Below are 14419 nucleotides of genomic sequence, written 5' to 3'. Positions count from 1 at the left end.
TGCCTGAAATTAACCCGCCTGAAATCAAAACACCTGGTATTGAACCACCAGATTAAAAAAACTCAAACTTCAGGGTTTCAAATTCTTATCCGCCCCTCAAATACCTTTGTGGCAGGACCGGTCTTAAAGACATGGTTGGTCTCTTTGTTCCATTGAATGTCAAGGTCTCCTCCATCAAGATGAACAACAGCGCTTTTTGACGTCCTGCCCGTCAGGTTAGCGGCAACCAGAGCGGCACAGGCACCTGTACCGCAGGCCAGAGTCATCCCCGCCCCCCTTTCCCATACCTTCATTTTTAATTCCTTATCATTTACCACTTCAACAAACTCAACATTTGTCTTTTCAGGAAACCTTTCATGAGTCTCAATTGACCGGCCGATTTTTTTGACATCCACTCTTTCCAGATCATCAACAAACATAACGGCATGGGGGTTTCCCATGGACACAGGGATAATGCCACACTCCTTGTCCCCTACGGTCAAAAACTCTTCTACGGCAATCTCATTGGGGCTTTTAAACGGAATATCCCGGCAAAAAAGCACGGGTTCGCCCATATCAACCCTTACCGAACTTACCCGACCCGCCTCATCTGTGATCACCTCGGGAATAACGGTGCCTGCCTTTGTATCCACACGCATTTTCTTTTGTGGCAATATCTTGTTCTCATACAGGATTTTAGCAAAACAACGCATGCCGTTGCCGCACATCTGGGCCTGTGATCCGTCAGAATTATATATCCTGAATTTAATATCTTGGGCCACGGATTTAAGAATAAGGATCATACCATCGGCTCCAATGCCGAAATGCCTTGAACAAAGTTTTTTTGACAGGTCTGGATAAGGGTGCCTGATGTCACCTTTCCTGTTATCCAGAAGAATAAAATCATTGCCAAGGCCCTGCATTTTAATAAATTCAATTTCCATATTTTCCGTCCGTCATGCCCTGCAATATCCAAGCAGTGAAATAATATCCCGGCCCATGGCTTCCACCTGCCACTGCCGGACCTGTTCAATTTTTAAAAGCTCTTCAGGTGTTGCAGGATTTTCAGCCGCAACACATGAAATCACTGCATTGTTCAATAAAAACCCAGGTTCAATTCCCAAGGAACCGCTTAATTTTTCTCTCATCTTTTTCAGCCGTTTGATCCGTTCCTGTATCAAATCATCCTTTTTGGGTCTTCTGGTTTTCGGATATGAGGGCAACGCCCTATGCTCCAATTCCATGGCCTTAACCACAGCCTCCACACAAAGGTTTCCATACATGTCCGCCTGTTTTCTGCTCAATGCCCGTATCTTCAGGATACGATCGATTGTCAAGGGTTTCTCGCAGGCCATGGTCATTAACGAAGGATTTGAAATAACTTTAAACAAGGGCTGATCTTTTTTTTGGGCAATGGAAAGCCTCATCTGCAGCAGATTTTCCAGAACCGCAAGGCTCCTGTTATCCATTTTACCGGCACCCTTAAATTTTTTAAACAAGGGAAATGTATGATTATTTTCATACCGGACCTGTGCCTGTATTTCAAATTCTTCTTTTGCCCAGGCAAGACGTTTTTTTTCCTTAAGCCGTCCATGAATAATATCCTGCAGTTCTACCAGGTATGCCACGTCCCCCACGGAATATTCAATCATTGCCTGCTTTAGCGGACGTTGTGCCCAGTCCACCTTTTGAAATTTCTTGTCTGCATCAACGTCAAAATTTCTTTTTAACAGGGCTGCAAGCCCCCGCTCTTTGATGCCTAAAAACCGGCAGGCGATCTCAGTGTCAAAAAGATTATTCACCTGCACATGATAATCCCTGTCAAGACTTCTGATATCAAAATCAGACCCGTGAAACACTTTCATAACATCATTATTTTCAAGCACGTTTAAAAAAGATGAAATCTTCTTGATTTCAAAAGGATCAACTAAAAACGCTTCTTTTGCAGAGGCAATCTGGATCAGGCAGATTTTCTCCTTAAAACAATGCATTGAATCCGCTTCCAGATCAACAGCAATTATTTTTTCCTTTAACAGATCATCACAGACATGGTTCAATTCTGATTCAGATTCAATAAACTTGTAATTCAATATTTTTTCCCTTGATTGTTTACACCAGTTCTTCTAAAATTCATGTTTTATTTTAACAGATAACAAAACCCAATGGAAAACAAGATGATTAACATAACATTTCCAGACAATAGTATAAAGAGCTTTGAAAACATCCCCACAGGCATGGATGTTGCCAAAAGTATTTCAGACGGATTTGCCAGAAACTGCGTGGCAATGAAAATTGATGACCGGCTTTTGGATTTAAACGGACAAATCACAGAAGACACCGCCATCAGTTTCATTACTGCCAATGACGATGAAGGGCTTGAGATCCTGAGACATTCGTCTGCCCATGTCATGGCGGAAGCCGTATTAAATATTTATGCAGAGGCAAAACTGACCATCGGTCCTGTGGTGGAAGACGGGTTCTACTATGACATCGACATGGAACCGATTTCAAAAGATGACCTTGGTGCCATTGAAGATGAAATGAAAAAAATCATCAAGGCCAAGAATACCTTTGAACGACAGGTGGTTTCAAAACAAGAAGCCCTTGAGATATTCAAGGACAACCCGTTTAAACTTGAAATAATTAATGACCTTGACGAAGCACAGGAAATATCCCTTTACCAGAACGGCAAATTTATTGACCTTTGCCGGGGCCCCCACATTCCCCATACCGGCATGATCAAAGGATTTAAATTATTAAAAATCTCAGGTGCCTACTGGAGAGCGGACCAGACAAGAGAACAGCTTCAGCGGCTTTACGGCATATCCTTTTTTGATAAAAAAAAGCTCAACAAATATATTCACATGATTGAGGAAGCAAAAAAAAGGGATCACCGCAAGCTTGGCACCAAACTGGATCTTTACTCTTTTCATGATGAAGCAGCCGGCATGCCCTTTTTCCATGCAAAAGGCATTGAGGTATGGAATACACTCCTGGACTACTGGCGCGAAGAACACAAAGCTGCAGGGTATGTGGAAACAAAAACTCCTGTCATGCTCAACCGCAAACTCTGGGAGCAAAGCGGGCACTGGGAAAATTACCGGGAAAACATGTACACCTCGGTAATTGATGATGAAGAATATGCCATCAAGCCCATGAACTGCCCAGGCGGCATGCTGCTGTACAAAACAAAAGCTTACTCCTACCGGGATCTGCCCTTGAGGGTTGGTGAAATCGGCATGGTTCACCGCCATGAGCTTTCCGGTGCGCTTTCCGGCCTTTTCAGGGTCAGGGCTTTTCATCAGGATGACGCCCATATTTTCATGACACCGGATCAAATCGAAAGCGAAGTTCTCAGGGTATTGATACTGGCAAAGGTAATCTACAGCCGGTTCGGCCTGAATTTTCATCTGGAATTGTCAACCCGGCCCAAAAAATCAATCGGGTCTGACGAGCAATGGGAAAATGCAACAAACGGTCTTAAGTCCGCCTTAGAGCGTTATGGCCAGAAATTTTTCATCAATGAAGGGGACGGCGCATTCTACGGCCCCAAAATTGATATTCACATCAAGGATGCCTTAGGAAGAACCTGGCAATGCGGAACTGTGCAGCTGGACATGTCGTTGCCGGAACGATTTGACCTGACCTACAAGGGCAAGGACAATGAAAAACACCGGCCAGTAATGATCCACCGTGTCATTTACGGATCTTTGGAACGGTTTTTCGGTATTCTTGTGGAACATTTTGCAGGCAAATTTCCCTTGTGGCTGGCACCTGTCCAGGCAATCCTTTTGCCCATCAACCAGGATCTGGCGGATTATGCCGACCAACTCAAATCAGAACTTGAAACGTATCAAATCAGGTGCGAGGTGGACAAACGAAGCGAAACCCTTAAAAAGAAAATCAGAGATGCCCAGCTAAATTACGTTCCGCTGATCCTCACCATAGGGGACAAGGAAAAGGAAACCAAGACACTTTCCGTGAGAACCCTTGACGGAGAGGTCAGGATGGGAATCGACATGTTTGATTTTGTTGCGCCGGTATCGCACCATATCAAGGAAAGAACACTGAATGAGCCCATTTTCTAGAACCCTGGGCAGGATTGTTTTTTACAGACTGCCGGTAATTATATTTTGTACCTTAATTTTCTGGCAGTCTTCCTATCCGGGAGTGGTTTCAGGATCTTCATTCCCCCATGCGGACAAGGTGCTTCATTTCGGGGGGTATGCCTTTCTGGCTATCCTTACTGCCATAAGCCTTAAAGAAGGAAAGCCCTTCTGGTCCCCCTTAAAAATCAAGATTGTTACCATTCTTTTTGCCTGTTTTTATGGATTATCAGATGAAGTCCACCAGGCATTTGTGGCGGCACGGTCTGCCTCTGTCTATGACTTTATAGCAGACTGTGCCGGAAGCATATTGGGCTGTCTTTTTTATATGAAATTTTTATCCCGCCACAAATAAATCCTTATTTTTCTTCAAAACATAAATTTTCCACTATTGATTCTTTTCAAAACCTTTTATATAAAACCTTCATGAGTAAAGTTAACTCTTTCATTTAAAATTTACTCATAACAAAGATTAAAAGTCTTTGTGTAAATTTTTCAAGTCATAAATTTTACTAACTGCCACGGGCAGATCTGGCCATTTTATACAACAATCTGGTCATATTGTTTTGCCCACAACAAAATATGCAAGTCACTGTTTGGATTTTTCAAGACTTTCATATGAATTAGGGGGGATATGAAAAAAACAAAATATCTGGTTTTGTCATTTTTGATGGGCATTGTATTGTTTTTTGTACCATCTTGTGCGCAGGCAGACAATATCTTAAATCTTCTGACCTGGGATGGATATGCGCCAGACAAATATGTGGCTGAGTTTGAGGCCTTTATTGAACAAAAATACGACAAAAAAGTAAAAATCAATCGGACTTATCTTCAGGATACAACTGAAATCTTTGTTCCGGTCAGGACAGGTAAGGCAGATATTTTTGTACCGACCCAGCATATTTTAAATGACGGGCGCTGGAAATTCGTAGATAACAATCTGGCCCTCCCCCTCAACCTGGAAAACATTCCCAATTACAAATATGTGCTTAAATCATTTGAACCCTATACGACCTTCAACGGAAAAGTGTATGCCGCACCAATTGCCCATGGTGCATACGGCTTGGTGTACAATACCAAATACTTTCCCACACCGCCAAAAACCTGGAATATACTGTGGGATGAGCAATACAAGGGAAAATACACCATCACCAAAGGCACAACAGAAGTCAATATTTATATCACAGCCCTGGCATTAGGATATGATGTGCATGACATGTCTAATTTTGCAAAACTTAATAATGAGACTTTTCATGCAAAATTAAGAACTCTGGTGGAAAATGCACATTCATTCTGGCCGGGTATTGATTCTCCGCACCACTTCAAAGGATTGTATCTTGGCACATCCTGGGGCTGGTCCCTCTCCGGTCTTAATCAAAAAGAAGATAAATGGAAGATGGTGGACCCCCAGGAAGGCTCTCCTGCCTGGATTGACTCCCATGCCATTGCCCATTCGCTGAAAAACAAACCATTTTTAAAAAAAGTGGCTGAAGAATGGATTAATTACACCCTTGGTAAAAAATATCAGATAGAGGTGGTTGTGAACTACCTGACCTCTGCGCCGGTCACCCGAAATATTGTGGACGGGCTGCCCCAGGAAAAAATAAAAGAGTTCCACCTTGATGACCCTGACTATCTTGCCAAATACCATCATTTTTATCCCACAATCAAAGAAAAAAGAGATCGCAACGGCTTAAAAGTTTTATGGAAAAACGCCAGCAAAGATGTGGCATTAACAGAAAGCAAACAAGAATAAGCATCCATGAGCAAATTCGAAAACTACACAAAAACTTCCAGAAGCTATGATAAAACCCGGATACCGGCAGGTGTGGAAATCATACTCGGTGTTCTGGCAAAACCGGGCCGCCCCCTTGATCAGATAAAGCTCCTGGACGCCGGGTGCGGAACCGGTAATTACTCCCGGTCAATCTTGCCTCATGTAGGCCAGATCAAAGCTGTCGATCTTAACCAGGGAATGCTTGACATTGCAGCGGAAAAATTTAAATCCCATGCTGACCAGGGGCGAATTGAATTCCACCAGTCAAGTATTGATCAAATGCCGTTTAAAAACAAGAGCTTTGATGCGATTATGGTCAACCAGGTGCTGCATCATCTGGAGGAGATGCAAGATGCTGACTTTCCAGTCTGCCGCAGGGTGTTTATGGAATTTCATCGGGTATTGAAGCCCGGCGGCAGCCTCATTATCAACACAAGCTCCCATGAACAGATAAGGAATGGATACTGGTTCTACAAACTGATTCCGGAAGCTGTGGAAAAACTATGCCGTCGTTATCTGCCTCTGGACACCCTGGCCATGTTGTTGACAGCATCAGGATTTTCCATAAACGGTCGGTTTGTGGCGCTGGATGCCATGTGCCGCGGTGCCGACTATTTTGACAAACTGGGGCCCTTGAAAAAAGAATGGCGGGATGGGGACTCCACATTTGCACTGGTTACTGACACAGAATTGAAACGCATTCAAAATGAGGTCTCCAAAATGGAGGCTGACGGAACACTTGCATCTTATGTTGAAACCCAAGACCGGTCAAGGAAACATATCGGCCAGACCACCTTTGTTGCTGCTGCCCGAAACTGACTCACAGTCCAATGTTGCAATGAAAGACAAAATTTGCAGATTAGGCTGCTGGAAAGGAAACGTTACCCCTGAAGAGATAAAAGGGGGACACAGCAACCACAACTTTTTTGTTGAGGATGGGGGAGAGTCTTTTTTTGTACGCCTGGGGCATGATCTGGATGTCCATTGCGTGATGCGGTCCAATGAACTGGCAATTTCCAGGGCAGCACATGCAGCAGGCATTTCTCCTGAAGTCGTCTGGCACGAACCCGGTGTCATGGTAACCCGGTATATTCAAGGGAAAACCCTTACAAAACAAGACATTGCCAAACAAAACAATTTAAATCGCCTGGTCCCGTTGATTCAAGAATGCCACCGGCAGATTATCCATCACATCAGGGGACCGGTTCTCATGTTCTGGGTATTCCATGTCTGCCGTAATTATGCAGCCATCCTCAGGGATTCAAATCATCCGCTGTCTGTACAACTGCCCCGTCTTATGAACATAAATTCGGCTCTGGAGAAAGCGGTTGGAAATATTAAACCCGTTGTGACTCACAACGACCTTTTGGCATCCAATTTTATTGATGACGGACAAAGGTTCTGGATAATTGACTGGGAGTATGCGGGATTTAACACGGCTTTATTTGATCTTGCATGTTTCTGTTCTTTTTGCGATCTGCACCCGGATCAAGAAGACCGGATTCTGGCAACCTATTTTCAATCAAGGGTGACAGATGAATTGCGCCGGCGTTTTATTGCCTTGAAATGTGCATCAGAACTCTGGACATACCTGTGGAGCCCGGTTGCGGAAAGTCACTATGCCCTTGATCTGGATTATCAGAAAATCGCCAGGGGCCATCAACTGAATTTTGAAAGACTCTGGGTGGAGTTTAAACAAATATAAGCGGGACAAAGGTGCCATTTTTCACATAACGGCATGGTATCCCGAAAAAGAGAGGGAACTATCAGTTATCATAGAAAAGACAGCTATTTAAGAGTTTCACAAGCCACGGCCACTGATGATCAATATGTCTGCTATTATCTTGACCACACCTTTGTTGATCCCAAAAAACTGGCTTTGCTTTCCTCAAGAATAAAACAGAACAGCCTGGATCACTTTAAAGATGCCCTGCTGGTATGCACATGCCACAGAATAGAGGTCTATTTTTCTTGCCCCCCCCAAAAAGACCCTATTGAGGCTGTTCTGGGAATCAAAGCCAGACGTATCAAAAAAAAATTTGAGCTTGAAAACCGTTTGATAAAAATCTGCTGCGGGGTGAAATCCATCATCCTGGGTGAAAAATTCATATATCACCAGGTTTCTCAGGCAGTTAATTCATTGCCTTCCGGCCATATCATGCAGCAGTTCGGAAACACAGTATTAAAAAAAGCCAGACAGATCCGGGAGAATCGCAATTTTTATGCAGCAGACGATTATGAAGGCCTTTCCCTTTCCCTGATCAATAAATGGGCGGACTGCAAACAAGACAATACGCTTGTTGTTGTAGGCGCAGGAATGTTGTCACTGCAGGTCGCCATGTATGCAAGTGCCAACAATTATGAAAACGTGGTAATGGTTTCCAGAGTTGCAAAAAAATTCCGCAAAAAAAACAGAGAAAATCCCTACCCCTTCAGGATATGTTCTTTATACACACTGCCAGAAACAATCTTTGACAACCCTTTTCACTGTTTTATCGCAACTACCAATATAGATGACACCTATCAGACGCGTCTTTTTGACATCATTACCCGGGATAGTTGCAAATCCGTCATTGATATGTCCTCCATACCGGCGTTTCAACCGGAAACGGTCTGCGGCAAATCATATATTACCATGTATGATGATCCATATCTAAACGAGGTGACCCGTTCCAATCAAAAATTATTACCTGTAAAAAAAATTGTTGAAACCGACATTAAAAACAGAACATCAGGAGCTGCCCAATGAACATGAATTTAACAATACAATTGCCCAAAAGGTCAAATTTCCTTATTTTGATGTTTTTACTTGCTTTTTTTCTCATCTTTACCAAAACCCCTGCTCATTGCTCTGATACAGGGCATGACCCATTGCGGCAAGTGGGTCGGCAACAAGACGGAACCATTGTCCTGCCCACCAACAGGATACTTAAACCCGCCGGTCGCCAGGTGGAATTTGAAGGACGTCCCAACGGTATTGCCCTGAGTCCGGACAGCACAACCGTGGCACTGCTCAACGCCGCAAAAAACAATATCATTGTCATGGATTCCAGGACAGGAGAAATCAAACAAATGTTTGCACCGGACGGTTTCAAAGCCTCCTCCAACGGTATTGTCTATTCCAAAGACGGCAAATTCCTGTTTGCCTCCCAATCGGACGGGTATCTGCTCATTGCAAACGTCCTTTCCGACAATACACTTTTCCTTGAGCAGCAGTTAGCCCTGCCCCTTAGCAAGATACACTATCCAGGGGCGGATTATAATCCCAACCCCATAGGGCTGGCCGTTTCCGATGACGGCAAAACCCTTTATATTGCCCTGAGCCGCAACAATTCTCTGGCTGTATTTGATATCTCAACCCGGGCAGTGCTGAAGGAGATTGCTGTGGGTAATGTCCCAACAGGCGTGGTTGTCGGTAATGGTAAGGTGTATGTGTCCAACAGGGGCGGACGTCCTGCAAGGCAAGGCGATTTTACAGTGGATTCAAGCGGCACGCCCATTGTTGCAGACCCGATATCAGGCGGTGCCATCACAGGAAGCGTATCTGTGGTGGATATCAAAACAAATCAGCAAATCACATCCATACCGGTGGGGCTTCACCCTTCAGGCCTGCTGGTGGCAGGCAAGCGCCTTTTTGTGGCCAATTCAAACAGCGACAATGTCTCTGTAATTGATATTGAGTCTGACAAGGTAATCAAAACCATCTCCATAAAACCCTTTGAAAATGCATTATTCGGCAGTTCTCCCAATGCCCTGGCTATAATGGACAACCGCCTGGTGGTCAGCCTTGGAGCCGGCAACTGCCTTGCTGTCTACGCTCTTGGGCATCGGTTCGGCGGGGTGGAATTTCAAGGATTGATTCCCACAGGCTGGTATCCTTCAGGAATCGCTGTGGACAATGAAAAAAGACAACTTTTGGTTGCCAATACAAAAGGGGTGGGGGCACTGGGGCCTGCAACCATCTGGAAAAGCCCTGCAGGAAGTCCTCCCACACAGGGGAAAGGCCATAACTCCATGGCCTATATGGGAAGTGCCTCCATGATAGAATTTCCCGATTACCATACCCTTCAGGCCCATACACGCCAAACCCTTGAAAACAACTCCTGGATTGCTCTGTCCAGGAGAAAAGATGCAAAAAAGACCGGCACAAAAAAGCCTGATCCTGTTCCTCTGCCTGAGAAAACAGGCGACCCGTCTGTTTTCAAACATGTATTTTATATCATCAAAGAAAACAGAACCTATGACCAGATTTTCGGTGATTTTAAAGATAAAAACAAAAAGCCCAAAGGCAACGGAGACCCGAAACTTGTACAATTCGGCCAGGATGTAACCCCCAACCACCATGCCCTGGCCCGGCAGTTTATGCTGTTTGACAACCTTTACGACTCAGGATCAATTTCTTCTGAGGGGCATCAATGGATTACCCAGGCCTTTGTGGTTGATTATCTGGCAAAAGATCTGACCACCTATGCCAGAACCTATCCGTTTAACGGGGGAGATGCCCTGGTATATGCACCAAGTGGTTTTCTTTGGGAAAACGCTCTGAACCTGGGTAAATCCGTCCGTGTCTATGGAGAATATGCCAACGGACTGACCGCCAACGGACTGGAAATGGGGCCGTGGGTCAATCCCACTGTAAAGCCGCCGGCAAAGGTCAAGGCTCCCTGGCTGGGCGGAGGTGTAACCAATGCCGGCAGCTGGGCAGCCTTTTGGCAAGACACCAGTATCCTTGCCGGCGAGGAAACCGGCGAACTTCATGTCAAATTAAGATCCTCATCTGATATTCCCTCCCTGGACAGGCTGCTCTGCAGGGAGTTTCCTCCCTTTAACACGGGAATTCCAGATCAGTACAGGGTGCAAGTGTGGATGAAAGAGTTTGACCGATATGTGGCAGACAATAACCTGCCGAACCTTTCCGTTATGCTGATATGCCAGGATCATACCCAGGGAAACCTTCCGGGTTATCCTACACCTGAAGCCATGGTTGCGGATAATGACCTGGCACTTGGCAGAATTGTGGAAAAAATCAGCCACAGCCCTTATTGGAAAAATTCAATTATTTTTATTATTGAGGATGATGCGCAAAACGGGGTGGACCATGTGGACGGGCACAGAACCCTTGGATTTGTAATAAGCCCTTATACCAGAAGAGAAGTGGTAAACAGCAACTATTATACCCAGCTCGATATCACCCGGACCATTGAACATATTCTGGGACTGCCGCCCATGACCCAGATGGATATGGCCATTGATCCCCGGGCCATGAAGGCCGTGTTCACGGACAAGCCTGACTTTACGCCTTTTAAGGCAAAGCCAGCCAGAATTCCCCTGGACACGATGAACAAGCCTCTGACCGCTATGAAGGGCCTTGAAAAAGAATGGGCACTGGCCATGGCTGAACAGAACTTCTCAAAACCGGATGCCGCAGACGAAGATATGCTGAACCGGGTAATCTGGTACACTGTAAAAGGGTATGACACCCCTTACCCCGGAGACCCCAGAGTCCTTTCCCCCCATGAACTGGAATCAGAACATGGAAGGAAAATTGATGATGACTAACCCGACGGATTAGTTTTTCAACACCCGGTCAAAAAAGGCCCCGGCAGCTTCAAGGGTGCGAACCCAGTTTTCGTGCAGAACAAAATCATGGTCTTCGCCGGGAAGAACCATGAATTCCACAGGAACACCCTGTTTTCTTAAGTCCTGGACAAGATTCACGGTCTGAGCAAAAAGAACGGAACGGTCGTCATCTCCATGGACAAGCAGCACAGGAGATTTCCAATTCTCCACATCTGCAACCGGCGAAGACTGAAAGGCAATTTCCAGGCCTTCGGCACCCTGAAGTCCCCATTCTCCTCCCGGAACAGACATATTGGTGGCCCTGAAGGAAAAATCATAAATGCCGGCCAGAGCCACTCCGGCGGCAAAGAGATCAGAATTTCTGGCAAGGGAAAGGGCGGTGAGATACCCGCCGCAGGACTCACCCCAGATGCCGATCCTTTTGGGATCAACATTTGGCAGACGGCTCAGACGGGCCATGGCCGCCTGGATATCCCTGTATTCCGAAGCTCCCCGGGGACCCTGATTTTCAGCCTGGCGAAAAGCACGTCCGTATCCCGTGCCTGAACGAAAATTGACACAAAGCACTATATAACCTTTATTTGCAAGGTATTGATTCATGGCATAGGTTTTGGAATAGCTTGGCCGGTGACTCCATCCCAGGAGCATCTGACGAAAAGGGCCGCCGTGAACAAAAATAATTGCAGGCAGTTTATAACCGGGTGCTGCATATTCAGGCATGAAAAGCTGGCAGTGGATCTGGAAATCATCTGAAGGAAAAATCATCACCCTTGGTTTAACAAGGGTATCAGGGAACTTTTGGGGCAGCGGGTTGGGAGAGATTGTCCTGAACTTGTCGGCATTGATTTTCTGAACAGTAACGGCCTGGGGCGTCACCCCGGTGGCCCGCCGGTATGCAATAAACCCGCCCTTGCCAGAAATAACCGGATTGGTTTCAACACTCTCCCCCCTGGTGACCTGAACCGTGTCGCCACCACTGGTCGGTGTCTGCCAGATATGCCTGTAATCAGGGGTGTTCCGGTTGCTGCTGTAATAAAGCATGGTTCCGTCCAAAGTGAGTGTACTGCCCCAAACCTGGGATTCACCCGGTGTCAGATCCTTGAGATCTTCTCCCGAAGGTGTTGTTGAATAAATGTGCAGCCTGCCCTGGTGTTCCGAATAAAAGAGCAGCCGGTTGTTTTGAGTCCACCTTAAAGCGGAACCGAACCAGTCTGCATAGGGCGGATACCACTGGGCCCATCCTCCGGTTTCCGGGGTCTGCCAGATGATATCCCCTTTGCCGGTGGCCACATCGGCTACACATATGGAAAATGTAAACTCTGCGGTCAAATCAAACAGCTCATGTTTTGTTTTGCCGGGCACACGGGCAAAGGCGACCCTTCTGCCGTCGGTTGACCAGACAGGACTCATATCCCGGTCAACACCGGGCATGATCCATTGAATCTGCCTTGTTTTCCTGTGAAACAGCCCTATAAGGCTGTGGGAGTCACGGTCACTGACAAACATCAGGGTTTCACCGTCAGGAGACCATACACCATTCTGATTTGTGCCCTGGATGGTGAACATGGGTCGGGGTTCAGGCATTGCATCCCGGACCGATGGATCAAAGGCAATCTCAAAGAACTGTCCCTGGCTGTTGAACGTGACGGTTTTCCCGTCCCGGGATACCATAGGATTGTTTCCCTTTGCAAGTTTCCAAGGCAACCCTCCTTTAACAGAAACCGCCCAGATGGCGCGCTCTGTTTGCACAGGGCTGTTGGCAGGGTTGGACGGCGTTGCAGCACCCTGCCTGTAAACCCCGATGGACCCGGAAGGCCCTGAAACAATGTCGGTTGTTTCCAGTTGCATGGAGCCTGAGCCCCGGCTGTAGAGGATATAGGCATCATCAGGGGTCACCAGAAGGTTTGACAGCTTTATGCCGTTGTCGCCAGTGTACGGTGTCACCTGCACAGGAGTGAAGTCAGGCCCGGAGGCCACCCAGATATTTCGCGCCCCCTCATCATTAAGGGTCCATGCCAGCAGATTTGATCCGGCCGTCAGATTTTCCGGGTAGGGAGCACTCAGGATATCCTTAACGGTAAAGGCATGGGCAAAACCACAGAAAACCACAAAAAGAGCCAAAAAACAAATCAGGATAAAACAACGGGATAAAGGTTTCATTCTTCCTCCTTGTTACGGTTGAACGTCCGCTAAAACCTGACTTTGGTTTTTTCCTGTATAGGTTGCCGCGATATACAGCCGTTCGCCTTTAAAATCGCTCTCCTCAAGATCAAGGTTATCAAACATCCCAATCACGGAAAAGCCGCTTTGGGAAAGGTAATGTTCTATTTCCAGAGGAAAGAGCATTCTGAATTCCAGATAATCTTCCACAGGGTCATGATCTTGAATATACCAGGTTCTTTTCCAGATCCAGAGCTGTTTTGCACGGTTGAATGTCCGGCTGGTAACGGATTTGCCTTTGAATTCATCCGTGTTGATCTCTTTTTCCACCTTTTCTTCCACTGAGTTGTCGACAAATCCCATAAAATTCTTGATATCCAGTATCAGTAGGCTTCCTCTGTGGGAATGTGCCGCAAAGGTCTCCAGGGTTCTTTCAATATCAGAGTTTGTCAATGCGTGCAGAAAAGTCGAGCCCATACAGATCAGCAGATCAAAGGTTCGGTTGAGGCGAAATTCTCGCATATCCCCCTGAAAAAAATCAATGTGATCATATTGGGATACTGCAAAATCAACCATGGCAGGCAGAAAATCCACACCAATGCAATTTTTACAGCCTTCAGATAAAAAGTTAAGGTAACGCCCTGTTCCACAGCCGATGTCTAAAATTGATTGTGGGCCGGTCTTTAAAAAAGCATGGCAGATTTTGTTACAGATGGCGGGACTTGCATAAGTTTTCTGATCCGGTGTAGGGTAGAGAGCTTCATACAGGTGAGGGTGTCTGTACAGCAGACTTTTTGCATTTTGATCCATGGGCGGA

General features: G+C 46.0%; 11 protein-coding genes. 7 read left to right on the top strand and 4 right to left on the bottom strand.

The genetic code is table 11. The annotated features are described in order from the left end of the window. Window positions 1–77: 77 nt before the first annotated feature. Window positions 78–923: a diaminopimelate epimerase gene (gene dapF / locus TOL2_RS04825; protein WP_014956404.1), complete on the bottom strand. Its 846-nt coding sequence runs from the start codon at window positions 921–923 to the stop codon at window positions 78–80. A 12-nt stretch (window positions 924–935) separates the two neighbouring features. Then, a complete protein-coding gene (locus TOL2_RS04820) occupies window positions 936–2069 on the bottom strand; it encodes a ribonuclease D (protein WP_014956403.1) in 1134 nt (377 codons plus the stop codon). An 84-nt stretch (window positions 2070–2153) separates the two neighbouring features. Here TOL2_RS04820 and thrS point away from each other — a divergent pair, with 84 nt between their 5' ends. The 7 genes from thrS to TOL2_RS04785 all read left to right on the top strand — a co-directional run bounded on the left by thrS (window position 2154) and on the right by TOL2_RS04785 (window position 11421). Beyond that, the gene (thrS, locus tag TOL2_RS04815; protein WP_014956402.1) at window positions 2154–4067 is read left to right on the top strand and encodes a threonine--tRNA ligase; all 1914 of its coding nucleotides are present in this window, start codon (window positions 2154–2156) and stop codon (window positions 4065–4067) included. Continuing rightward, window positions 4051–4440, top strand: a complete 390-nt coding sequence (locus tag TOL2_RS04810; protein WP_051012267.1) for a VanZ family protein — start codon at window positions 4051–4053, stop codon at window positions 4438–4440. The genes thrS and TOL2_RS04810 overlap by 17 nt, the downstream gene beginning before the upstream one ends. Window positions 4441–4719: 279 nt before the next feature. After that, window positions 4720–5841 (top strand): ABC transporter substrate-binding protein, encoded by a 1122-nt coding sequence (locus TOL2_RS23430; protein ID WP_014956400.1) that lies wholly within the window; start codon window positions 4720–4722, stop codon window positions 5839–5841. Between the two features lie 6 nt (window positions 5842–5847). After that, entirely contained in the window at window positions 5848–6681 is an 834-nt protein-coding gene (locus TOL2_RS04800) for a class I SAM-dependent methyltransferase (protein WP_014956399.1), read from the top strand. Continuing rightward, window positions 6611–7567 (top strand): phosphotransferase, encoded by a 957-nt coding sequence (locus tag TOL2_RS04795; protein WP_232508073.1) that lies wholly within the window; start codon window positions 6611–6613, stop codon window positions 7565–7567. Before TOL2_RS04800 ends, TOL2_RS04795 begins: the two co-directional genes overlap by 71 nt. A gap of 33 nt (window positions 7568–7600) precedes the next feature. Further along, window positions 7601–8611 carry a hypothetical protein gene (locus TOL2_RS04790; protein ID WP_014956397.1) on the top strand — a complete coding sequence of 337 codons (1011 nt, stop codon included), beginning with the start codon at window positions 7601–7603 and terminating at the stop codon, window positions 8609–8611. After that, complete coding sequence (locus TOL2_RS04785; RefSeq protein ID WP_051012262.1) at window positions 8608–11421, top strand: alkaline phosphatase family protein; 2814 nt, start codon at window positions 8608–8610, stop codon at window positions 11419–11421. Before TOL2_RS04790 ends, TOL2_RS04785 begins: the two co-directional genes overlap by 4 nt. A gap of 9 nt (window positions 11422–11430) precedes the next feature. On the opposite strand, the gene TOL2_RS04780 is transcribed toward TOL2_RS04785, so the two are convergent. Together TOL2_RS04780 and TOL2_RS04775 are read right to left on the bottom strand one after the other, a co-directional pair. Next, window positions 11431–13602, bottom strand: coding sequence for a S9 family peptidase (locus TOL2_RS04780; protein ID WP_014956395.1), 2172 nt, complete (start codon window positions 13600–13602; stop codon window positions 11431–11433). Window positions 13603–13614: 12 nt separating this feature from the next. Continuing rightward, window positions 13615–14412, bottom strand: coding sequence for a class I SAM-dependent methyltransferase (locus tag TOL2_RS04775; RefSeq protein WP_014956394.1), 798 nt, complete (start codon window positions 14410–14412; stop codon window positions 13615–13617). Between the last annotated feature and the right edge of the window lie 7 nt (window positions 14413–14419).

This window comes from Desulfobacula toluolica Tol2 (genome assembly GCF_000307105.1).
GTDB lineage: Bacteria > Desulfobacterota > Desulfobacteria > Desulfobacterales > Desulfobacteraceae > Desulfobacula > Desulfobacula toluolica.
This window is presented reverse-complemented; position numbering and strand designations above follow the sequence as displayed.

What these genes read in the sequence shown, in the direction of transcription:
- TOL2_RS04785 (WP_051012262.1), top strand. Translation starts at nt 8,608, where the DNA reads ATGAACATGAATTTAACAATACAATTGCCCAAAAGGTCAAATTTCCTT.
- thrS (WP_014956402.1), top strand. Translation starts at nt 2,154, where the DNA reads ATGATTAACATAACATTTCCAGACAATAGTATAAAGAGCTTTGAAAAC.
- TOL2_RS04810 (WP_051012267.1), top strand. Translation starts at nt 4,051, where the DNA reads ATGAGCCCATTTTCTAGAACCCTGGGCAGGATTGTTTTTTACAGACTG.
- TOL2_RS04795 (WP_232508073.1), top strand. Translation starts at nt 6,611, where the DNA reads ATGTTGAAACCCAAGACCGGTCAAGGAAACATATCGGCCAGACCACCT.
- TOL2_RS04790 (WP_014956397.1), top strand. Translation starts at nt 7,601, where the DNA reads ATGGTATCCCGAAAAAGAGAGGGAACTATCAGTTATCATAGAAAAGAC.
- TOL2_RS23430 (WP_014956400.1), top strand. Translation starts at nt 4,720, where the DNA reads ATGAAAAAAACAAAATATCTGGTTTTGTCATTTTTGATGGGCATTGTA.
- dapF (WP_014956404.1), bottom strand. Translation starts at nt 923, where the DNA reads ATGGAAATTGAATTTATTAAAATGCAGGGCCTTGGCAATGATTTTATT.
- TOL2_RS04775 (WP_014956394.1), bottom strand. Translation starts at nt 14,412, where the DNA reads ATGGATCAAAATGCAAAAAGTCTGCTGTACAGACACCCTCACCTGTAT.
- TOL2_RS04800 (WP_014956399.1), top strand. Translation starts at nt 5,848, where the DNA reads ATGAGCAAATTCGAAAACTACACAAAAACTTCCAGAAGCTATGATAAA.
- TOL2_RS04780 (WP_014956395.1), bottom strand. Translation starts at nt 13,602, where the DNA reads ATGAAACCTTTATCCCGTTGTTTTATCCTGATTTGTTTTTTGGCTCTT.